The organism is Chryseobacterium sp. JAH (assembly GCF_001507335.1).
GTDB lineage: Bacteria > Bacteroidota > Bacteroidia > Flavobacteriales > Weeksellaceae > Chryseobacterium.
In genome coordinates this window covers 593,134-616,919 of sequence record NZ_LMAH01000001.1, presented here as the reverse complement: position 1 = coordinate 616,919, position 23,786 = coordinate 593,134, and the positions used below count along the sequence as shown (strand labels likewise).

General features: G+C 34.5%; 15 protein-coding genes and 1 tRNA gene. 10 read left to right on the top strand and 6 right to left on the bottom strand.

All coding sequences use genetic code 11. From position 1 onward, the window contains the following. Positions 1-199: 199 nt before the first annotated feature. Positions 200-772, bottom strand: a complete 573-nt coding sequence (locus AR685_RS02825; protein ID WP_059123649.1) for a Crp/Fnr family transcriptional regulator — start codon at positions 770-772, stop codon at positions 200-202. 206 nt (positions 773-978) lie between these two features. Here AR685_RS02825 and AR685_RS02820 point away from each other — a divergent pair, with 206 nt between their 5' ends. Further along, positions 979-1,914, top strand: a complete 936-nt coding sequence (locus AR685_RS02820; RefSeq protein WP_117584612.1) for an SPFH domain-containing protein — start codon at positions 979-981, stop codon at positions 1,912-1,914. A gap of 49 nt (positions 1,915-1,963) precedes the next feature. Here the strand turns inward: AR685_RS02820 and AR685_RS02815 are convergent, their stop codons facing one another. The 3 genes from AR685_RS02815 to AR685_RS02805 form a co-directional block, all read right to left on the bottom strand. Next, entirely contained in the window at positions 1,964-2,314 is a 351-nt protein-coding gene (locus AR685_RS02815) for a DUF4377 domain-containing protein (protein ID WP_059123648.1), read from the bottom strand. A gap of 25 nt (positions 2,315-2,339) precedes the next feature. Beyond that, the gene (locus tag AR685_RS02810; RefSeq protein WP_047446307.1) at positions 2,340-2,663 is read right to left on the bottom strand and encodes a DUF962 domain-containing protein; all 324 of its coding nucleotides are present in this window, start codon (positions 2,661-2,663) and stop codon (positions 2,340-2,342) included. A gap of 125 nt (positions 2,664-2,788) precedes the next feature. Then, the gene (locus tag AR685_RS02805; protein ID WP_047446310.1) at positions 2,789-4,459 is read right to left on the bottom strand and encodes an APC family permease; all 1,671 of its coding nucleotides are present in this window, start codon (positions 4,457-4,459) and stop codon (positions 2,789-2,791) included. Positions 4,460-4,711: 252 nt separating this feature from the next. Between AR685_RS02805 and AR685_RS02800 the strand changes: the two genes are divergently transcribed. The 7 genes from AR685_RS02800 to AR685_RS18360 all read left to right on the top strand — a co-directional run bounded on the left by AR685_RS02800 (position 4,712) and on the right by AR685_RS18360 (position 19,326). Continuing rightward, entirely contained in the window at positions 4,712-7,675 is a 2,964-nt protein-coding gene (locus AR685_RS02800) for a tetratricopeptide repeat protein (RefSeq protein ID WP_059123647.1), read from the top strand. An 82-nt stretch (positions 7,676-7,757) separates the two neighbouring features. Beyond that, positions 7,758-9,527 carry a TonB-dependent receptor gene (locus AR685_RS02795; protein ID WP_059123646.1) on the top strand — a complete coding sequence of 590 codons (1,770 nt, stop codon included), beginning with the start codon at positions 7,758-7,760 and terminating at the stop codon, positions 9,525-9,527. Between the two features lie 70 nt (positions 9,528-9,597). After that, positions 9,598-9,671: transfer RNA gene (locus AR685_RS02790), tRNA-Arg, on the top strand. 885 nt (positions 9,672-10,556) lie between these two features. Beyond that, positions 10,557-14,462 carry a response regulator gene (locus tag AR685_RS02785; protein WP_047446314.1) on the top strand — a complete coding sequence of 1,302 codons (3,906 nt, stop codon included), beginning with the start codon at positions 10,557-10,559 and terminating at the stop codon, positions 14,460-14,462. Between the two features lie 14 nt (positions 14,463-14,476). Further along, complete coding sequence (locus AR685_RS02780; RefSeq protein ID WP_059123645.1) at positions 14,477-14,833, top strand: response regulator transcription factor; 357 nt, start codon at positions 14,477-14,479, stop codon at positions 14,831-14,833. Positions 14,834-14,842: 9 nt separating this feature from the next. Next, positions 14,843-15,901: a HEAT repeat domain-containing protein gene (locus tag AR685_RS02775; RefSeq protein WP_059123644.1), complete on the top strand. Its 1,059-nt coding sequence runs from the start codon at positions 14,843-14,845 to the stop codon at positions 15,899-15,901. Next, entirely contained in the window at positions 15,898-19,326 is a 3,429-nt protein-coding gene (locus AR685_RS18360) for a sulfatase-like hydrolase/transferase (protein WP_047446320.1), read from the top strand. Before AR685_RS02775 ends, AR685_RS18360 begins: the two co-directional genes overlap by 4 nt. A gap of 193 nt (positions 19,327-19,519) precedes the next feature. On the opposite strand, the gene AR685_RS02765 is transcribed toward AR685_RS18360, so the two are convergent. Continuing rightward, on the bottom strand, positions 19,520-20,749 hold the full coding sequence (locus AR685_RS02765; protein ID WP_059123643.1) for a YaiO family outer membrane beta-barrel protein: 1,230 nt from the start codon (positions 20,747-20,749) through the stop codon (positions 19,520-19,522). 401 nt (positions 20,750-21,150) lie between these two features. On the opposite strand from AR685_RS02765, the gene AR685_RS02760 reads away from it, so the two are divergent. Beyond that, positions 21,151-21,570, top strand: coding sequence for a hypothetical protein (locus AR685_RS02760; protein WP_131777589.1), 420 nt, complete (start codon positions 21,151-21,153; stop codon positions 21,568-21,570). A 161-nt stretch (positions 21,571-21,731) separates the two neighbouring features. Here AR685_RS02760 and AR685_RS02755 read toward each other — a convergent pair whose 3' ends face one another. Continuing rightward, positions 21,732-22,088 carry a response regulator transcription factor gene (locus tag AR685_RS02755; protein ID WP_047446327.1) on the bottom strand — a complete coding sequence of 119 codons (357 nt, stop codon included), beginning with the start codon at positions 22,086-22,088 and terminating at the stop codon, positions 21,732-21,734. A 276-nt stretch (positions 22,089-22,364) separates the two neighbouring features. On the opposite strand from AR685_RS02755, the gene gndA reads away from it, so the two are divergent. After that, complete coding sequence (gene gndA / locus AR685_RS02750) at positions 22,365-23,783, top strand: NADP-dependent phosphogluconate dehydrogenase (protein WP_047446329.1); 1,419 nt, start codon at positions 22,365-22,367, stop codon at positions 23,781-23,783. Positions 23,784-23,786 lie beyond the last annotated feature (3 nt).

The following is a 23,786-nucleotide window of genomic DNA, read 5'->3' as shown; positions in this document are numbered from 1 at the left end:
AAAGTCACGTGATGTAGATCACGAAATATGGGGAGTTTTTAAGGGCTGGAAGATGGGTATTCGAAGTCAGAAGTTGGGGGATGGAAAATATGATGCTTGAAAGAATAGGTTAAAATCGAAGTCAGATTTGTGTTTAACAATCAGAAATTACCGTTTCAATAGTAACTTCCGGCTCCCATCTTCTAGCTTCCAGCTATTTCTACTGATGAAGTCTGCTTAAAGTCTCTCTCGTGACTCCCAAATACGCTGCAATCAGATGTTTAGGAACTAAATTATACAATTGAGGATACATCGCTAAAAGCTCTTCATACCGGAATTTAGCATCATTATTCATGAAAGAAAGAAGGCGTTTTTGGGCTGCAACATAACCATTATTCGTTCGCCACCTGAAAAAATGCTCGACTTCATGAATTTCTTTGCAGATTTTTTCTCTGTCTTCATTTGAAATTGATAAAATACTTGCGTTATTGATACAATCGACGTTAATAGTTGCTCTGTTTTTGTTGTAAAGTGCGTCAAAATCTGTTACCCACCAGTTGGGCATCGCAAACTGCAGGATAAACATTTTCATGCTGTCATTAAGGTAAAATGCTTTCAGACAACCATCGACAACGAAATACTCATGATCCACAAAATCTCCTTCTGTGATCAGGCTTTGTCCCTTCTTTAATTTAATTGTATTAAAGTGTGAGAAAACATAATCAAACTGCTCATGAGTAAGAGAAGCATATTGTAAGATGTGTTCTTTTAATATTTCTTTTGCATCAACCATAATGGGTAATTAATATTCAAAATTAAGTTTTTTATTAAAATGTTTTCTATGAGCTTACTGAATATTGCGTGAATTTTAAATATGGCGTCAAGGGTTTTGATATTCATTAGCTTAAATAAAAATATTTTACCTATTTTTGAAGATATGGGCTTTGAATAGTTCTGATAATATAACACAAATATCTTCTACATTTAAAAATTAAAACTATGATATACTTAGGCATTTTGGTCTTTTTCGGACTGATCACATTATTCGCATCTTTTTTCACGGTCAAGCAGGAGTCTGCAGCGGTGGTAGAACGGTTAGGTAAATTTTTAAAAGTAAGCCATGCAGGTCTGCATTTGAAAATTCCTTTTTTGGATCAGATTTCAAAACGTCTGAATCTTAGAATTCAGCAATTGGATGTTATTATTGATACAAAAACGTTGGATAACGTTTTTATTAAAATGAAAGTTTCTGTGCAGTATCAGGTTATCAGAGAAAACGTAAAAGATGCTTATTATCGTTTAGAAAATCCTGAAAACCAAATTACCTCTTATGTATTTGATGTAGTACGTGCAGAGGTTCCAAAAACGAAATTAGATGATGTTTTCGTAAGAAAAGATGATATTGCGGTTGCTGTAAAAAGTGAGTTGCAGGAGGCAATGCAAAGTTATGGTTACGATATTATCAAGGCTTTGGTAACTGATATAGATCCTGACGAGCAGGTAAAACATGCCATGAACAGAATCAACGCTGCAGAGCGTGAAAAGACAGCTGCAGAATACGAATCTGAAGCTCAGAGAATCAGAATTGTTGCAGTTGCAAAGGCTGAGGCAGAATCGAAGAAACTTCAGGGACAAGGTATTGCGGACCAGAGAAGAGAGATTGCAAAAGGTCTTGAAGAATCTGTTAAAATGCTGAATGCTGCTAACATTAATGCGCAGGAAGCTTCTGCCTTGATTGTGGTTACACAGCATTATGATACTTTACAATCCATTGGAGCCAACAACAGAAGTAATTTGGTTCTATTACCAAATTCTCCTACTGCAGCAAGCTCAATGCTGAATGATCTGGTTGTTTCTATGGCGGCAACACAGAAAATGGATGAACTGAATACTGCTAATTATCCAAAACCGCCAAAGGAATTTGGACATTCTTAAAAAATAACTAAATAAAATCCTCTCAGCATCATGATCTGAGAGGATTTTTTTATTTCTTAGTTTTAGAAACCTGTTTTACTAAAGTGTATTTTATAGATGAACCATCCATAGGAGGATTTTGAATTTTTTCTGTTTTTATTTTTAAAACATATTCAAAACCTGGCTCATAGGTAAAACCTTCTATGTTGCTGTAAAAATTTCCCCAGCTGTCGGACTCTTTTTCTTTTATCTGTAGACATTTCATGGGAGCAACTCCGGTACAGTCAACGGTTTGTGATGCTATAATGAATGTTTTCTCATCCTCTGAAGATGAATTATTCTGCATCGGCTTACATTGAGTTAAAATAAGTATGACTGCTATCGGAACAATGATGGAAAAAGATCTTATACTATTTTTCATAACAAATATTTAAGGGTAATCAAAGTTAAGCTTTTTCCTTTGTTCTGAATTTCTGCCTACCAATAAGTAATTCGAAAAACAGTTTAAAATCAGACATTAAAGACCACAGCGGATATTTAAATGTTGCGGGTTTATTTCTTTCTATAAAAATATGACTCAGCCACGCAAAACCATACCCAAAAATAGGAATGTACCACAGAAATCTTTCTTTTTCGGTATAGATGACAAACCCGATGACGAAAAATACAAACAGAATTCCAAGAAAGTGAAAAATTCGTGTTCCTAGTTTTTTGTGTTCATCAAGATAAAATTCGTAGAACTCTTTGTATGTTTTAATTTTTTCAGACATGGCACTTGTTATTTAAAGTTCTGAGAATAACTTAGCAATTATTTCGCCAAATGCATTCGGATACAAAAAGAGTCAAAATACATTCACGTATTCTGACTCTCCATATTTTTCAGTTATTTTTTGAATTATGCGTTTCTAAGCTTGCTGTTTTGATATCCGTAACAGAAATAAATCACAAGACCTACGGCAAACCATATTCCGAAATAGAACCAGTTTTCGTGGCTCATTCCAGTCAATAAATATAAACAAGAACTTAAGCCTATTAATGGGATTAGCGATAAGTTTTTAATAAATGTCAATACACAAAGACCTAAATTGATCAAGATAAAAAAGAAAATAGAAGCTCTGAATTCACCGTTTTTATCATCATTCCAATTCATCAAAGTGTCAAAAAATTCAGGTTGAAAATAGTAGAATCCAACCAAAGCACCGATAAAAATAACCGGGAAAATTATTTTCCCATTAATATATGGAAGGTGGAATCTGCCTTTGATTTTTTCTTTAGGAGGAAGCATCAAAACTCCCGCACAAACCAGTACAAAGGCGAAAATAGTTCCGATACTTGTAAAATCTAGAATGAAACTTTTGTCGGTGAAAATAATTGGAATTCCCACGACAAGACCCGTCACAATCGTTGCAAACGCTGGTGTTTTGTATTTTGGATGAACCTGCTGGAATTTCTGAGGCATCAAACCGTCACGGCTCATTGCATACCAGATTCTCGGCTGACCCATTTGGAATACTAATAAAACTGTGGTAATTGCTACAATGGCCACAAATGAAACCGTCAGTTCCATCCATGCAACATTGGCATTCGTTTTTTCGAATATAAAAGATAAAGGATCTCCAACTCCGTCGAATTTTCTATAGTCTACCATTCCGGTTAAAACTAAAGTCAGGCAGATGTAGATAACTGTACATAAAGCCAACGAAATAATCATTCCTTTTGGTAATGTTTTTTGTGGGTCTTTTGTCTCTTCGGAAAGTACACTTAAAGCATCAAAGCCAATATAGGCGAAGAACACTCCTGAGACCGCACTCATCACTCCTGCAAAACCATTGGGCATAAAAGATGAAGTGCCGGTTTCTACACTTACAGGTGTCCAGTTGTCGGTATTGATGTAAGAAAAACCAACTAAAATAACCAAAACTATTACCGCTAGTTTTAAAATTACTAATGAGTTATTGAAGTTTTTACTTTCTTTCACTCCGCGGTAACACAACCAGGTAATCAATCCATTAATGACCAATGCCGGAATATCGACGATAAGCTTTAAGCCACCCAATAACGGTGCAGATGTCCAGGCATTGATGAGTTCTTTATTTTCGGAACCGTTTTGAAAAGCTTTTTTAGCTTCGGTGTAACTGCATGTCAAATAATCAGGAATATGCATTCCGAGGCGCTCGAGGAAGCTTGTGAAATAATCAGACCAAGAGAAAGCGACATAGATATTTCCGAAAGAATATTCCATAATTAAAGCCCAGCCAATCACCCAGGCCATTAATTCACCGAAACTGGCATAAGCATATGTATAAGCCGACCCTGCTGTAGGGATTCTGCTGGCAAATTCTGCATAGCATAAAGCTGTGAAACCACATGCAAAACCACAGATCAGATAAAGTAGGATAACACCTGGGCCGCCTCTGAAAACGGCTTCACCCAAACTGCTGAAACTTCCTGCTCCAATGATAGCGGCTATTCCAAAAAAAACGATGTCCCAAGTTCCTAAAACCCGCAAAAGATTGGTGGAAGTGTCTGTTGCTGAATAGTTTTTCCTTCTGAAGAGTTGATTCATTCAATGATAATATAAAGTTGAAAAAAACAAATGTAATTATTTCTGAGAAATAATTAAGATTTTCTTAATATTTCTTGTTGAAAAGTTAATTAGTATTAAAAAATAATCCACAAACTAACAATATGTTAAAACGCTTGTTTATACAATATCTTTTCGATATTTTCGTTGATAATTTGTGGATAAAATCTTATCTTAAAATTAAAATATTTGGTCTCATTTTTGAAGGCCTTTCCATTTTAAAATTTGATGTTAATGAAATCAAAAAAAATACTTTTAGCGGCTGCTGTCTTCTATTTCGGTGTTTCCGAAGCACAACAGTCACAATACTTTACCCAAAAGGAAAACTACAGGTTTAACTTAGCTCAGAATCTTTATCAGACCAAAATATACAACGCTTCCCAATACGAATATGCAAGGCAGTATTTCTACAATCAGAATCTGGAGCAGTCGAGAAAAGAAGCTGCGCAATTTTTTGATAATGTAATAGGCGTTATTCTTCAGAAAAATCATGCAGAGGAAGGTTTGACGGCTTTTATGAAAGAATATCCTAATTCTGCGTACTTTGCTCAGGCGAATCTTCCGCTGGCAGATTATTATTTGGCGAAAAAAGATTTTAAGGAAGCTTTAAAGACTTTAAAAAAGGTTAATCAATACCAACTGACCAAAGAGGAAAATACTCAGTATATTCTGAAATTAGGGTATGCTAAATTTATGATGGGCGATTCTAAAGGGGCAATTGACGCGCTGGAAGAAGTTCACAAAACGGCTGACGATTCGCAAAAAGGTGAGATTGCCTATATGTTGGGGCATTTGTACTATTCAAGCAAGCAAAATGATCAGGCATTTCAGTATTTTGATTCGATAAAAGATCAGCCTAAATTTTCAAAACTGGTGCGTCCGTATTATGTTCAGATGCATTACAATGATAAAGATTACGATAAAGCGATTTCTGAAGGAACTGCTTTATTAAACGAAGATATTTCTGAGTCTTACAAAGCGGAAGTTCACAAAATCATCGGTGAATCATATTTCATGAAGAATGATTATGAATCGGCTTATCCGCATTTGAAGGATTATCTGAGCGTTCAGCAAAACCCGTCGGAAAATGATTTGTATGAGATGGGATTTGTGGCGGCTCAGCTTAAAAAATATGATGAAGCAGTTTCTTACTACAATCAATTGATCAACAGCAATTCTGCGTTGGCTCAGAATGCATATTACCAGTTAGGAAACGCATATTTGGCAGTTGATAAAAAACAGGAAGCACTTTCGGCATTCCGTTCGTCATATCAGATGGATTATGATGCGAGTGTAAAACAACTGGCTCACGAGCAGTACGCTAAATTGGGTTACGACATCGGAAATCCGTTTGAAAGTCCGACGACGGTGATTCAAAATTATATTGCGGCCAACCCGAGTGGTCCTAAAAATGCAGAAATGAGATCGCTTTTGGTGAAGTCTTATCTGTACTCCGGGAATTTTAAAGAAACTCTGAATGCAATTGATAAATTGCCAAATTCTACTCCTGAAACGGATAAAGTTGATCAGGAAGTTTCTTATTTATTGGGGACTGAGGAATTCAATAAAGGTAATTTCGACGAAGCTGAAAAATACTTTCTCAGAAGTTTAGAATTTGATTTAAATAAAGAATTCAACAGCAGAGCTTTGTATTGGCTAGGGCAGGTGTATTATCAGAAAGGGAATTATCCTTCTGCAATTGCCCGTTATGAAAAGCTAACCAATGAAACTTTCCCTGAAAAACAGCAGTTGCCTTACGATCTGGGGTATGCTTATTTTAAATCTAAAAAATTCGATCAGGCAGAGCAGTTTTTTACACAATATTTAAAGAATCCGAAACCTGAATTTAAAAATGATGCTGAGCTTCGTTTAGCGGATATCAATTATGCCAACAACGATTTGGATCAGGCAATTGCGATTTACGATAAAAACGAAGACGCTACCGATTATACGTTGTACCAAAAAGCATTGGCTTTAGGATTTAAAAACGATAATGTTGCGAAAATCACCAATTTAAAATCGTTGATTTCTAAATATCCGGGTTCTGAATATATTGATGACGCGCAGTACGAAATTGGTGTGGCTTATGCCGCGCAGGATGACTTTAGCAATTCTAATGATTTCTTCGGAAAAGTAATTAAATCTTCTTCTGATAAAGATTTGGTAGCAAATGCATCTATTTACAGAGCGCAGAATTATATTGACCAAAACCAAAACGATAAAGCGTTATCTGAACTGAAATCTTTAGGCGAACAGTATAAAAATACAGCTTACGCTCAGAAAATCGTTCAGGCTGCGAAACCTATTTTTACAAAAAGCGGCGATGTATCTGGATATGCTGAATTTGCACAAAACGTAGGTGTCAATATTGATGCTTCTGAGATCGACGAAATCAATTTGTCTACCGGAAAACAGTATTTCACGAAGAAAGATTACAAAAACGCCATTTCTTATTACGAGAAATATTTGACTCAAAATCCAACTGGAGAAGGTCTTTATCAGGCGAAATACGAATTGGGTGAAAGTTATTACCAAACCAATAATCCTACAAAAGCATTGTTGGTGTTGCAGGAAATTGCGAACATTCAGAATGACTATCAGGACGATGCGGCAACTAGAGTATCTCAGATTTATATCGCCCAAGGAAATTCTGCTGAGGCCAAGAAATATTTAGAAAATATTAAAAATTCATCTAATATCAACGTTAAAAATTATGCTAATGTTGAGTTGATGAAAATGTATGCGGAAGAAAAGAATTTCTCTGAAGCCGAAAAATTAGCAGACGCCGTCATTGCCAACAATAAAAACTCATCAGCGGTTATAGAAACAGCAAGAGTAATCAAGGCTAGAAGTTTGATGAATTCAGGGAAAGATAAAGATGCACAGACCGCTTACACTTCACTTGAAAAATCTTCAAACACTGAAGTTGCGGCAGAAGCTCTTTACGCAAAAGCATTCTATCAGAACAAAGGAAAAGCATTTAAATCTTCTAATGAAACCATTTTCAAATTGGCGAACAATTACGCGTCAGAAGATTATTGGGGCGCAAAGGCACTGGTTTTGATGGCGAAAAATTATATTGGTCTGAAAGATAATTACCAAGCGAGTTACACTTGCGATCAGATTATTTCAAATTATGCTGATCTCCCTGAAATTGTGGCAGAAGCGCAAGAGGTTAAAAAACAGATTAAAAAGTAAAATGTACTGTCGTATTCATGTAAAATCTATTTGGGTGATTTGATCATCAATACTTTTTACTTTATACATTAATACAACATATATGAATAAGAAAATTCAAATACTATCTATATTATTTTTGGGAATTTCGTCGGTGGCGTTTTCTCAGATTAAAGAGGAAAAACTGATTCTTAACAAAAAAAGAGAACCGGAAGTAAAGAAAATTGAGAAGAAGAAAACCTCAGTAGAAACGGTGAAAAATTATCCGCCGGAAGAGAAGTCTGCCAATCCGGTTAAATACAATATTACAGACGTTCCTGCGGTTTCAGATTTTAAAACTTCTACCATTCAGGGTGAGGATGTTGCTCCGAAATTCGACGGAACGGCTCAAAATAACTATTTCCAGTTTGGAATGGGGAATTATGGGAAGATTTTGGCCGATGCTAATATTTCAACCACGCTTGAGAACAAACTTGAAGTCGGTGCAGATGTTCATGTTTTATCTACAAGCGGACTGAAAAAAGTCTATCCTTGGGATTCTAAACAAAACACTGCAACTTTAGGTGCTTTTTTAAATTCTTATGGTGAAAAAGGGAAAATAAATGTGAATGCCGAATATGGTTTAGATAATTATAACTATTACGGAATTTATGCATTGAATCCTTCTGCGGATGTTGATTTGCAACAAAAAGTAAATCAGTTTAAAGTCAATGGTTATTATGATTTCTATTCGAATGAAATTTTAAATGATGTAAGAGTAAAATCTTCATTTTTGAGCGACCATTTTGATGCTAGAGAAAATCAGGCTTCCATTTTGGCTAATCTTTCCAAACACGCTGTGAAGCTTTCTGATAACGGAATTGTTTTAAATGCAGATTTAGGTCTAGGTTTAGAAACGGTAAAAACTGATTTCGCTTTATTAAATAAAAATTCATCTACATTCTTTAATGCGAGTCTTGCTCCGAAAGTTACTTTTGCAAAAGGTGAATCATATCTAATGGTAGGTTCTTCTTTTTCATTTTTGAATGCAAGAAATTCAAATTTAATCTTAGCTGAAGAATTAAAAAATAACAAAACCTATTGGTTTCCACAGGCCGAATTTCAGGTGGCTGCTGCTAAAGAGTTTAAATTCTATGGCGGAGTGGACGGTGGTTTAAAACTGAATACCTATAGCGAATTATTACAGCAGAACCCATTTTTGGTTTCAGACCAGATGTTGAGACCAACGGAGACACAATATCACTTTTATGCAGGTTTAAGAGGTGATATCGACGAGACTTTTAAATATGATGTTTCTGCAGGATTTGGAAAAATGAGAAATATTATGTTTTTTCAAGGAAATACATTATTCAATAATGGCTTTACTTTAGACCGTCCTGGTTACGATTTTGCGAATACTTTTTCTGCAGTCTATGATGATGGGAATGTGAGCGATATCAAAGGAAGTTTACAGTATTTTCCTCTAGAAAATCTGATTGTGGATGCGGATGTAAGGTTTTTAAAGTATGATTTAAAGAATTATGACAATATTTACAACGTTCCTTTGGTAACGGGAAGCATCGGAGCAAAATATACCATGTTTGAGAAAAAACTTTCTTTCGGTTTCAAAGGAATATTCGCAACAGACAGAACAACAAACTCATACACGCTTGAAGGAGTTGGAAATCCTTCAGTGATATTTCAGTCAACAGAAGACACAAATGACAAAGTTGGTGGTTATGCAGATTTAAACTTGTCTGCAGAGTACAAAGTTCACAAAAATTTCAGTATTTTCGCACTTGGAAACAATCTTCTAAGTTCAAAATACCAGACCTACAAAGGCTACAAAGTTCTTGGCGCGCAGGTTGTGGGAGGAGTGAAGATTACTTTCTAAAAATATTGGTAATGAGTAATCAGTAATATTTGCATTACTTATCATTGATTACTCATTACTTATAAAAACCGGCTTCGTAGTTCAACTGGATAGAATATCGGATTTCGGCTCCGAGGGTTGGGGGTTCGAACCCCTCCGAAGTCACTAATGGAGACAACTGTTTAATAGTTGTCTCTTTTTTTACGCATAAATTCTATTTAGTAATCCTTTAAAATCTGACTTTTTGTGTTTGATATTTTAAACGTAAAATGCTTATTCTATTTGCAATAAACAGTCTGAAATTGCCACATGTATGCTTGTACTTACAATAATTAAGTGTTTGAAATCTATAAATAATTTTCTACCTCGAGAAAGCTTTAATTTTTCCTCTTTTATCTTTCTGTCTACTAATTGTTGAGCATACAAATAACTTGCTTTCTGAGTCTTTATATTCTGATCTTCCAAAATATTCTTAAACAAGTCAATCGTAATGTCTTTTAGTATTAATTTTTTTGATAACCATCATTAAGTAAAACAGTGCCAATTCCAGTTTTACAACGATTATGGAAATGGTAATAGGAGTGGAGGCTCTTTAGGAATGAGCTTTTTTACTATCCTTTAATATCCGATCAAACCATTTTATTTTCGTAAGAAACGATTGCAAAAAGTATTGGTTATAAAATATTATGCATGATATTACCACGAATTTGCCGTTCACCGATACCATTAGTTTAAAACTTGTTATTAATTTAATAGAGTAAAAAATTGTTTTTTTAGAGATAGATAAAAAGTATAATAGTATTGAAGTCGTGAAGATGATTTACTTTCATGCTGAACTTTCGTCGCAGATACTGTATGTAAAGTATACTGGAACTCACATATGAAGGAATTTTGGAAGGTTAGTGAAAAAGAGCAAGATCATTTACTAATTCAAGTAGAATAGGTATTTGAAATAGGAGATATAAACTGTCAATACATATTTATAGCGTTTACATGCGAAATAATTTGTAATTTGTGCTAAAATTTCTAAAATTAATCGCTGTTATTTATATGGATACATTTCCACTTCCTGCTAATGAAATTGAAAGAATCAATAAGCTTAAGTTTTTTGACTTATTTAATCTGGCAAAGGATCCCCAGTTAGACATTTTTACTGAAACTGCTGCTATAATAGCTGATTGTCCCTCTGCTCTCATTGCAATGATGGAAAGTGAAATGCAAGTTATACAAAGTTGCGTAGGCGTCGACATGGATTTTGTAGATAGAAAAAGTACATTATGCCAATATGCAATTGCAAGTGGAGAGGTTGTCATAATAAATGATACACTTTCAGATGAACGATCATCTAAAAATCCATTAATAATAGCTGGAGGAATTCGATTTTATGCAGGTGTTCCACTTGTAGATGATGAAGGGTTCGCATTGGGAACTATCTGTATTTTTGACTATAAACCAAAAATGCTAGATGAGAAGCAGATAGCTACACTAAAAAAAATAGGTAAAGCGGTTACCGAATTACTGATAGGAAAAAGAAAAAAGATTGAAGCTGAATATTTTCATCAGACATTTAATATTTCTAATAATCTTATTTGCGTTCTGGGGAGCGATTTTGTGCTTAAGGACATAAATCCTACTTTCGAGAAGGTTTATCAACTTGTTAAAGCGGAAGCCCTTGGAAAGACTTTGTTAAACATTGTCGGTGAGGAGAATATTGAACTCCAATCGATAATTAAAAACATGTGTGATAAGCAGGATGAGGTAAAATTCTCTACATCAACAAAAATTAATGATTCGTCACCAATTATTGTAGAATGGTATTTGAAAAAGAATAGAAAAAGATCTGAAATTTTCTGCTTTGGTATTAATATTACTGAGCAGATAGAAGAAAAACAAAAACTTGAAAGTTCAGAGCGCCGCTTTAGAAGCTTTTTTGAAAATGCAATAGGATTAATGAGTATGCATGATATGGAAGGAAACATCATTGCAGTGAATGAAAAAGGAAGAAAAACACTTCATTATTCGGCGGAAGAAGTCAAGGGATTGAACTTAAAAGATCTTGTTCCTGAAAAGAATTGGCCGCAACTTGCAGAATATCTTGAAAGAATCAATAACAATCATGAGGATTTGGGAACTATGCTCCTAAAATCTAAAGTTGGAGAAGAATTTGTCTGGATGTATCATAATCTGGTAGAAACTAATACAGAAGGAATGCCATACGTTGTAAGTACGGCTTTGAATGTTACAGAAAGAATGTCTCTTGAGAAAGATTTGCTTTACACTAAGAAGATACTAGAACAGACAAGTGCAGTAGCTCAGGTTGGAGGTTGGGAGGTCAATCTTAAAACCAATAATGTTTTTTGGTCGCAATCTACTAGGGAAATACATAAAGTCGATCAGACCTTTGATCCTACTTTTGAAAATGCATTGAGATTTTATAGTGACGATAGCAGAAAAAAAGTAGAATCATTATTTGAAAGAGCTGTACAAGAAGGAATACCGTATGACGAAGAGTTACAGCTTATACGTAATGATGGAGTTATGATATGGGTAAGGGTGAAAGGAATACCAGAATTTGAAGATGGTGTATGTACAAAAGTATTTGGGATTATCCAGAATATTGATACCTTCAAAAAAATATATATAGAGCTGGCTACCAAGGAAGCTATGATGCAGTCATTTGTAACCTATGTTCCTACTGCAGTGGCTATGTTTGATAAGGATCTGAATTACCTTTCGGTAAGCAGCAGCTGGAAAAATGAGTTTCAGATGCATGATCTTGATCTTATAGGCAAAAATATGTTTACGGTTTCACCGAATGTGCCGGAAGATAGGAAGAAGATATATAAAGATGCATTGGGCGGAAAAACTTATATTAATAAGGATATGGCCTTAAATGTTCCTCATAAAGAAGAGACACAACATTATAACATTGTCGTAAACCCATGGTATTTATCAGCGGATAATATGGGTGGAGTTATTGTTTCTGCACAGAATATTACGGAATTGGTAAGCACCAATGAAGAACTCAAAAATGCAAAGGAGATTGCTGATATTGCCAATAAAACGAAGTCTGAATTTTTAGCCAATATGAGCCATGAGATTAGAACTCCCCTCAATGGAGTCATAGGATTTTCCGACCTTTTACTTCAAACCCCGTTAAATGAAATACAAACGCAATATCTTAATTATATAAATGAGTCAGGTGAAAATCTACTGAATATTATTAATGACATTCTTGATTTTTCTAAAATAGAGTCAGGGAAAATGGAGCTTTTGATTGAGAAAGCCAATGTCTATGATATGGTGAGCCAGGTGATTAATGCAGTTCTCTATCAGTCTCAGAAAAAAAATATCGAACTTCTTTTAAACATTGAACCCGGATTGCCAGATACAATCTGGATTGATGAAACAAGGCTGAAGCAGATTCTTATCAATCTTCTTGGGAATGCTGTGAAATTTACAGAACAGGGTGAGATAGAACTGAAAGTGGAGAAGCTGAATTTAGACGGTAAAAATATAAAATTACGATTCTCAGTGAGAGATACAGGAATTGGTATTCCAGTAGAAAAACAAAAGCATATCTTTAATGCTTTCACTCAGGAAAACAGCTCTATCAGTAAACGTTATGGAGGAACCGGGCTCGGACTTACCATTTCAAATAATATTTTGAAATATATGGACAGTAATCTTAGTTTGATAAGTGAACTAGAGAAAGGTTCTGTTTTTTATTTTGATATAGAAATTCCTTTCGAGATTTCTGATCACAGCGATGATGAAACACTCAAGATCAACAAAGTTCTGATTGTTGATGATAATGAAGCAAACAGAGTTATTCTTCAGCATATGCTTGCTTACAAAAATATAGATTCTAAGCTAGCCGCCAACGGAATGGAAGCTCTCCAGATGTTACTAGCCGGCGAGCGTTTTGATATTATTTTGGTTGATTACCATATGCCTGTTATATCTGGTTTGGAAACAATTGAGAAAATAAAGCAGCTATTTAACGAACAAAATGAGACTTCACCTCTCGTAATCCTTCACACATCTTCGGAGGAACATGATGTTATCAATTCATTCAGGAAGGAAGAAAGCTCATACTTCTTGCTTAAACCTATTAAATCTGAAGAATTGTACAAGACATTACGACGTGCAGTCAAAAGTTCAGAAAAAGAATTGGCTACCGCTAAACCGTCGCAGAAAGAAGAGCATTTTCCGTTCATGACTTCTCCTCATGTTTTGCTTGTTGATGATAATCCTGTTAACATGGTTCTTAATAACCGAATCATGAAATCATTAATACCAGATTCACAGCTGGTAGAGGCTACAGACGGACTGCAGGCATTGGAAAAATGTCGTGATCAGTTTTTTGATATCATTCTTATGGATGTACAGATGCCTGTAATGGACGGTATAGAGGCCACAAAGCAAATACGACTTCTACCAGAATATTCTACAGTTCCTATTATTGGTGTTACTGCAGGAAACGTAGTGGGAGAAAAAGAAAAATGCCTTAATTCGGGAATGAATGATTTCCTTCCCAAACCTCTTAGACAGAATGATCTTTTAGAAATGTTAAAGAAGCATATCGGCACTGATATTCAGGTAGAATCTGAAACAAATATCAATCCTGAAATGTATCTGGATAAGAATCTTCTGAATGAGCAGATGGGTGATGATGATGATTTCAAAAAAATATTTTTAGACTTAGTGATTCAGGAGCTTTCTCAGGCGGAAGAAAATGTAAAATTAGGTGTAGCAGAAAAAGATAACGAAAAGCTAAAACAGATACTTCATAAACTTAGAGGAACTGCCGGAACTGCAGGCTTAATTAGGCTGAAGGATCAAACTGCATATTGGGAGACACGTATTGAAGAAAATATGGATTACAAATCTATGGAGTCTGAAATTTCTCATGAAATTACTGTAGGTTTGCAATTAATGAAGGATATAATATAAAAAATAACACTATTATGGTAATTCTAATTGCTGAAGATGACGAACTTATTTTAAAAACAATAGAGCACAAATTACTAAAAGAAGGACATGAGGTAATCTTAAGCCGCAACGGCAAAGAAGCTATTGAAACCTTGAAAAACGAACACGTAGATCTTGCGATTACAGATATTATGATGCCTTTCGCATCAGGAATTGAAATTTTATCTGCTATACAATCAATGGGAAAAAATATACCTGTCATCATGCTTTCAAGTATGGGACAAGAAGAAGTGGTATTAAACGCTTTCGATTTAGGTGCCTCAGATTTTATTGTTAAACCTTTTAGTCCGAATGAATTGATGTTAAGGATAAAAAGATTTTCTTCAAAATAAACAGTCAAGATGCTAGATTCTGTCCATTTTATTTTTCTGATTTTTCTAGGAATGCTCTCATTGGTACTTGTGATGATTATTATAGTCATTATTTACAGCATTTATCAGTACAGATTGTCAGTCCGCATTTCGGGATGGTCTGAAATAATTAATAAAAAAATCACAAAAGTTATTGTTTATGAGGAAGATGAAGAGTCGACAGATCATGGATTTCTAGAGGCAAACAAAAATTCTCTATTCAGAAATCTTTTTTTACAAAAACTGGTCGATTCCGAAAAGAAATTTTCCGGAGCTGCAAAAGATAATATCAAACATCTTTTTGAAAACTACAATCTTCAGAATGACGCTTTAAAAAAACTGAGTCAAAATAAGTCTCATCTGATTGCTGGCGGAATACAGGAACTTACCGCCATGAACTCAGGACACAGCCTGCCGGAAATTTCAAAATTTCTTACACATTCTTCACCCCAAGTATACCAGGAAGCACAATACGCAATGGTGAATTTTAAAGGATTTGAAGGATTACATTTTTTAGCGACTATCCAGTCAGTAATATCAGAATGGCAGCAATTGCGTCTGCTTGGTTCAATAACGCACATCCCAGAAAATTCTGAAGAGTTAATAAAGGGTTGGCTTGAAAGTGCAAATGACTCTGTGATTATTTTCACGCTTAAGTTGATAAGAAAATTTCAGTTACTATCAGTTTATTCTATGATTACCCAACTTTTAACACATTCTTCTACTGAAGTAAGAGTACAGACAGTACAAACTTTACTATCCGTAGAGAATGCCTCAACGATTACGTATCTTATTGAAGCCTATCCCGATCAACCTATCGAAGTTCGGTTCGAAATTCTTAAAGCAATTAAAAGTTCAGGAGATAAAAGCGCTCTAAATTTCCTAAAAAATCAGCTACTCAACAGCAAGGAATCTGCTGTAAAAGTGTACGCTGCTGAAGTACTTTTTTCATTTGGACAACAAGAATTTTTAATGTTGGTTGCTCAGGATGAAGCTTCATCTGAAGAACTTATAGAAATAATAAAACACGCAGTGCAGGAAAAAATATGATAGAATTCTCACATATCATTTACGAAGTTATTATATGGCTTTACCTTGTTTATGGTGTTGCTGTGGCAATTATTTACGGATGGATAGGGATCTATGCTTTAGGAGCTGTATTACGATATAAAAAAGAAAATACATTTACCGATTACAGCATTATTGCCGCAAATCCAAACGCTCCGACCTTCAGTATCATTGCTCCCGCTTACAACGAGGGAATGACCATTGTAGAAAATGTACGCTCCCTTCTTTCTCTTTACTATCATAATCTCGAAATTATTATTGTGAATGATGGCAGTAAGGATGATTCTATACAAAAACTGATTGAAGCTTATGATCTTGAATCTATTGCTTATTTTATACAAGGTAAAATAGAAACCAACAAAGTAAGGGGTGTCTATAAAAGTAAAAATCCGGCTTTTAAAAAACTGATTGTTGTAGATAAAGAAAATGGAGGTAAAGCAGATGCACTCAATGTAGGAGTTAATATTTCTTCAGGCCAATATCTTGTCTGCATAGACGTAGACTGTATTTTGGAGCAGGATGCTATTCTTAAACTGGCAAAGCCATTTTTGGAACAGAAAGATAAAAAGTTTATCGCATGTGGCGGTGTTATTCGCCTGGCAAATAACTGCGTCATTGAAAACGGTAAAGTCATCAGTGTCAATATGCCAAGAACACTGCTTGGAAGAACTCAGGCATTAGAATATATTAGAGCTTTTGTCCTCGGCAGAATGGCTTGGTCACGAGCATCGGGCTTGATTTTAATTTCAGGAGCATTTGGCGTTTTCGACAGAAAAATTGTGCTGGCTTGCGGCGGATATGATAAAAATACTGTAGGTGAAGACATGGAACTCGTAGTCCGTATGCGAAAGTATATGGAAGAGAGAAATGAGCCTTACGAAGTGCTTACCATCCCTGATCCTTTATGCTGGACCGAAGCTCCGGAAACAAAAGATATCCTTAAAAAACAGAGGAACAGATGGATGCGCGGTACGATAGAAACATTGTGGAAACACAGGAAAATGATGTTTAATCCCAAATACGGAAAACTGGGAATGATAAGCCTTCCTTATTGGCTCTTTTTTGAACTTTTGGGTCCATTGGTTGAATTTTCAGGATACATTATTTTTATTATTTTTCTGCTATTGGGAATTATCAGTTGGCCATTTTTCACAGTTCTTTTTGCCTTGGTTATTTCTATGGGATTTTTGTATTCCATCTATGCAATATTGGTTGATCTGGTTAGTTATCAGGTTTATACAAAAAGAAAAGATTTTTTTTCGCTTATTATTACTGCCTTTTCCGAACCGTTTTATTTTCACCCAATTGTTGTAAAAGCTGGGGTTAACGGTTTTGTTGATTATTTCAGAAACTCTCATGGTTGGGGAGAAATGACACGACAAGGCTTTAATCAAAATACAAAAAATTTACCGTTAAAAGAAAGAATTTTAGTTACTCTTCAAGCTGGTCTAAAACAGTGGGGGATTCTGGCTGTAGCATTCTTGATTCTTTTTTCAATAGGAATTGCCGCAGAGGCCCTTTGGTATTCATACTCTCTTCCCTCAATAGATACATCACAAATAATTGGTCACCTTTTATTTGAAAATATTTTATTTGCCTTAAAGCTTATATCAGTAATGGGTATTATTTATCTGATGATGTCTTTCATCAAGAAAAGCTGGGCAAAAACACTTACCACAGCAGTATTTCTTACGGTAGCTGTTACACAGTATATTTTGTTCCTCTATTTTGCTGAAACTCATAATCTGCTAGGAGCAGAGGTTTTTTATTACACTAAAGACGAAATTAAACAGATTTTACAGGCAAGTGGAATGCTTAATTACAAAAATTTCGCATTAATGGGTATTTTGATTGTCTTGGTACTCATCCCTTTATGGATGATGGGTAAAAGAGCTTTAAAATCAATTTACACAGGCCTTACATTGTTGATCATAGGATTGCTGGCGTTCTTTGTTCCTTCATTTCTTTTAGACACCAAAGACTTGCAGAATTCTAATGAATTTAGTCAGTATGCGGCAAAAAGCAAATGGGTCTACTTTTTTAATTCAAATGAAGATAATTTTATTAGTGATCATCCCGAGATTGCTGAACTTTGGGGTGGCAGTCATAAGTTTCAAGGCAATTCTGAAATGCTGGACGAAACTTTCCCCTTTTGGAGAAAAGAAACTACTCCTGACTTTTTAGGTACTTATTTTACAAAATCTGAAAAAACACCTAACTTGGTTTTTGTTGTGATGGAAGGTTTTGGACATGCATATACGTCTCCGAAAGGATATGTTGGGAATTTTGCTCCTTTCCTAGATTCATTATCAAATAAAAGTCTGTATTGGGAAAACAGTTTAAGTTCTGCAGGAAGAACATTTGGCGCATTACCTTCATTGACGGGATCTCTACCTTTTGGAAAGAATGGATTTTTAGAAATAGACAAAATACCGCACAACTTTAATTTATATAATATACTTAAAGCAAATGGTTTCGAAACAGGCTTTTATTATGGGGGCCGCATAGAATTTGACCGTTATAGAGAGTTCTTGAAATATAGTAAAGTAGATCATATTGTTGACCAAGCTCTATTTAGCAAGCCTTATCGTAAACTGCCTTCTAATCATGGAGAAAGCTGGGGGTACGAAGATCAAGCTGTATTTGGAAAAATGCTTGAAGTACAGAATCTGAGTAATCGCCCTTACTTTAATATGATACTTACTTTGTCAACCCATAATCCGTTTTTAATAAACAATAAGAATTACTATGAGGAACTCTATACAAAGAGGGTAGAATCCAATATTCTGAAACCAGAGCAGAAAAAGTGGGCGATGATGCATAGAAAAGAATTGATTTCTGTGTTGAATGCCGATGATGCTCTAAAAAAATTCTTTGAAAATTACAGTAAGCGTCCCGACTTTGCTAATACCATTTTTGTAATTACAGGAGACCACAGTATGCCGGAAATCATCCTACAATCTAAAATAGATAGGTTTCATGTACCTATGATGATTTATTCGCCATTACTAAAAACACCTACGAAATTTAATAAAATTGTGAGCCATTTTGATCTTGCTCCTTCTTTGTTGTCTTATTATAAAAACAATTACAGCTTACGTACACCTTCTACAGTGACCTGGGTTGGAAGAGGACTTTCTATGGGTACAGAAACTTTAACTTCAGGTATTCCTATGATGCAGAGTAAAAACCTTTTGACCGATTTTGTTTTTAAAAATTATTATCTTCATGATGGGCAGCTGTTTATTACAAAAAATTTAGAAGAAGATGCTCTAAATGATGACGCAGAATTAAAAAAACTTAATGCCAGATTTAATCAATTTAAAACAATGAATGCCAGGTTTTATGCTTCTAAAAAGCTGATGCCGGATTCGGTGGTTGTTAATTTTATGAAAAGAGTGAAATAAGTTTTTAAAGTAAAGTATCCGAAATTATTTTTCACATTAAATAAAATCAAAACTTTGAACAGCTGTTAAATTATTTTTTAAAATTTTGAAGCATAAAAAAAGGTTTATTGAATCAATTTCAATAAACCTTTTTTTATTTTAATTAATGGATAATTTTCAAAAAAACTCACCAACTATTTTGACTATTAAATCTTTAAAATTTTCTTGTATATCCTAACGTGACATCAAACTGACTACCTTTCATATTTGGAAGATATTCCTGATTATAGTACATGGTTCCCACCGAAAAGAAATTTCTGTAAACAGAAAAATTATATTCAGCTCCTACTTTAAAAGTCTTTAGCTTAAAGGTTTCATTTTCCAAGAGGTTGTTACGGTTTTCTTCAGGGCTAATCCCTGTTCCGATCTGAAACGCAAAATAATCACGGCTGCTTTTCGTATAATAACGTACTGTTCCTGTATAAGAATGTGAAATATTTTTATTATCTGGACTTATATATGTACGTAGATTAAACCAAAAATTCTTGTAATACTTACCTACTGAAGCAGTATATAACCAAATATTATTCGTGAAGTAAAGTTGTCGGTATCCTATTTCAGCTTCAAAGCTGTGTGGTAAATTGGCGTTCAAAGAAACTCCCGTACGATATTTCGGGAATAGACCTACATCCTCAGAATATCCCGCACCTACATAAAGATAAAATGTCTTAGACAATCTAGGGTAAGCTTCTAGCTCTATCTGTGTGCCGTTTTGTGCAAATTTGTTGGCGTAATTTCCCCTTAAAATTACTGATCCCAGCGAAGTCATTCTCTTATAGCTTACTCCTACAATATGCCAGTCATCAGCAAATTGTTTGTCAAAATGTGAATAATTATAAGTAATACCCACTTCGTTTTTAGACGAAAACTCACCTATTCTTACAGCAAGAGCTCTTGCCTCTGTATTTTTTGGATTAATTAATAAAAGACTTGCGGTGGCTTTTTCTGCTTCGGCATAATTATTCAATCCAAAATAAACTTTTGCTTTTAACAGCCATAATGGTTCAGAAGAAGGATGATTGGCCAATCCCTCATCAATCAACTTAATGGCATTTGTATTTTGATCATTCCAATACTCCAGCGAAGAATATGCAATAAAAAAATCTTCATCCTTCACTCCTTTATTACGCAAATCTTCAAAAACAGCTCTGGCAGAAACAATATCTTTATTCCAAGTATAAACTCTTCCTAAAAAAACAGAAATCTCTGTATTGTAGGGAGCTTTCTCTAATGCTTGCTTTGCGAGTGCAATCGATGCTAAATAGTCTTTTTGCTCAAAAGCGGTAGTACGTGCTTTTAGAAACAAATCATCAGCCGTGGGACTCTGCTGTGCTGAAATCGTAATGGAAAATAACAGCAAAAATAAAAAGTGACATTTTTTCATTGAAGATGATAATTAATGATAATGTTTTCCACAAATGTATTGAACTTTTACCTTGAAAACCAAACTAAATATCTTTCATCAAAACGTATTTTGTTTTAGATGGTAAGTATGTAACGATATATGCATTTACGAGCTTTCCAAAGAATTTATATGCCTTTTATGTCTTTTAATAGTATATATTGTTACAAATAATTAAGGAGAATTTACGGTACGCATCGACTTTGCTTATCAGCTAGCGAGATGAAAATTATGCTTTAAAAAAAGGTGTTCTACTTTAGATTATTTTGTTTTTACAGATAATTAATTGTTATTATAAAAAAAACTCTCAATCTTAATTGTAAACTTATTATTTTTGCACAAAAGATTATCCATTTTATCAAATGAAAATATCCAATTTAAGGGTGACAAAATTTTTAGCATACAGTCAATTGATTTTGGTATGTGCGCTTTTAATTGTAATTCTTTACATTAATAAACTTCTTCCTATTTCTGTATTATCATTTTTTGTTGTGCTCATGATTTATTCGTTTATAAATACAAAAACGGTCACATTTGAATGTTCTGGTGGATGCGTAACCGTAAGGAAAGCACATCCGTTCACATATAAAAAATTTATATCTCCCGAATTTGAACTTCCATACACCCATGTACAACATACGATCATCACCAAAAATCTGTGTGCTACAAAGGTAAGATTGAATATCAAATCAAATAAAGATAAGAAATATTCGGTGAAAGTTACTTTATTGGGACTCAGTCAGACCGAGAAAAAAAAGTTGAGTGATGCACTAAAACTTATTGAAAATAAAAATTTAGCTTAGAAATAGGGACAATAATTTAATCCGTTGCACCTATTGCTAAGAAATTTTCTACAATAAATAAAGTAAAGCTTATGCTTAGTTTATGATTGAATGTAACATTATTTCTTAAATCCTTTGTCTCACTTTTCCTAGATATCTTTCAATAATATTTGAAACAGTGACTATTTAATCAGTTTTTCGATTTTGATAAGAACGTCGTCAATATCAAATGGTTTGCCGATAAATTCGTCTGCTTCACAGGCTTTTATGACATTTTCGGATTTTGCGTGTGCACTGATTATTATTACAGGAATCTTAGATGTATCAGGCTCATTTTTAAGCTGATTACATACATCTGTTCCTAACCCATCAGGTAACATGACATCCAAAATAAAAAGGTCAGGTACTATAGATTTGTCTCTTTCATTGAATATTTTGACACTAGAAAAAGAACGTACATCATAATTTTCGAATGACAGGAGTAATTGTAATGCATCTCTGATGCCTGTCTCATCTTCCACGATAAAAATTGTTTTCATACCCTTGCTCGGCAAAAACAAAGCCAATATTTCAAAGTTGCTGAAATCTTTTGAAAAAAAATGTGGGAATTTTCTGATGCTCCAAACCGGATGGTTGTTTTTTTTTACTTATCATAAAAAACCTAAAAAATACTTCAAAAGTTTATTTTTGTTATGAATTTGGAAATCAGACACATGTAATAAAGAGTGTGATTTTTTATACCCTTTTATTTTTTTCATCTTTGGCATTTCCGTAAATTTATGGGCTGATAACAGAATTCATATAATATCAGTAAAATGGAAGGATATAATTTCGGAATGATCGGTCTCGGTGTAATGGGGCGAAATCTTCTTTATAATATTGCCGATAACGGCTTTTCAATTGCAGGATTTGATCTTGACGAACAAAAAATAAAGGATTTACAAGATGGTGCCACTTCAGAAATGAAAGTAAAAGGTACCCAGACTTTAAAAGATTTTGTAGCTTCTTTAGAAAGCCCGAGGAAAATTATTCTGATGGTTCCTGCCGGAAAACCTGTAGATGCTGTTTTAGGAAATATCACCCCACTTTTAAGCGAAGGAGACATTGTGATAGATGCAGGGAATTCCTACTTCAAAGATACTGAAAGAAGAATTGCTGATCTAACATCTAAAAATCTGCACTTTATGGGAATTGGTGTTTCAGGAGGTGAGCAGGGAGCTAGAAGAGGACCGAGCATTATGCCAGGAGGTAACCTGCAAGCATTTAAGTTAATTCAACCCATGCTGGAAGCAATTTCTGCAAAAGTAAATGGAGAAGCTTGTACAGCATATATGGGAAAAAGTTCCGCAGGTAACTACGTGAAAATGGTTCATAACGGGATTGAATATGCAATTATGCAACTCATCAGCGAAGCTTACGATTTATTGAGAAAAGGAGCAAAACTAAATAACGAGCAGCTCTACGAAGTTTTCAGAGACTGGAACTCAGGTGAGATGAATTCTTTCTTAATTGAAATTACAAGAGATATCTTCAAACAAAAAGATGATTTGAAAGATGGCTATCTTGTTGATCAGATTTTAGATAAAGCAGGAGCAAAAGGAACCGGAAAATGGACTTCGGAACAAGCCATGGAAATTGGTGTTTCTATCCCAACCATAGATATTGCAGTCACTTCAAGAATTTTATCTGCTTATAAAGAAGAACGAGTAAAAGCATCCCAATTGTATTCTAAAAATGAAATTGTAATTCCTGAAAATACAGAATTGTTTATTAAAGAAGTAGGTGAGGCACTTTATTTGGCAACATTAATCAGCTATGCACAAGGATTGGCATTATTAGTAAAAGCTTCTGAAGAATATGGGTTTGAAATTCCTTTGCAAGATGTGGTGAAAATCTGGCGAGGTGGATGTATCATCCGTTCCGTTTTATTAGAAAAATTCTATGTAGCCTATTCGAAAGATTCTAATTTATCAAATATTTTGTTGGATCAGCATATCTCAGAAATCGTCAAAAATAAAATTTCTTCATTAAGAAAAACTGCTGCCTTCGCTGCTTCAAACGGAATTTCAAGCTTAGGAATTCAGACGGCTTTAGGATATTTTGATGCATATACTACAGAATCTTTGCCGGTTAATTTAATTCAGGCACAACGTGATTATTTCGGAGCACATACCTTTCAGAGAACAGACAGAGAAGGCATTTTCCACGCTTCTTGGAAAACTGCAAACAACTAATAT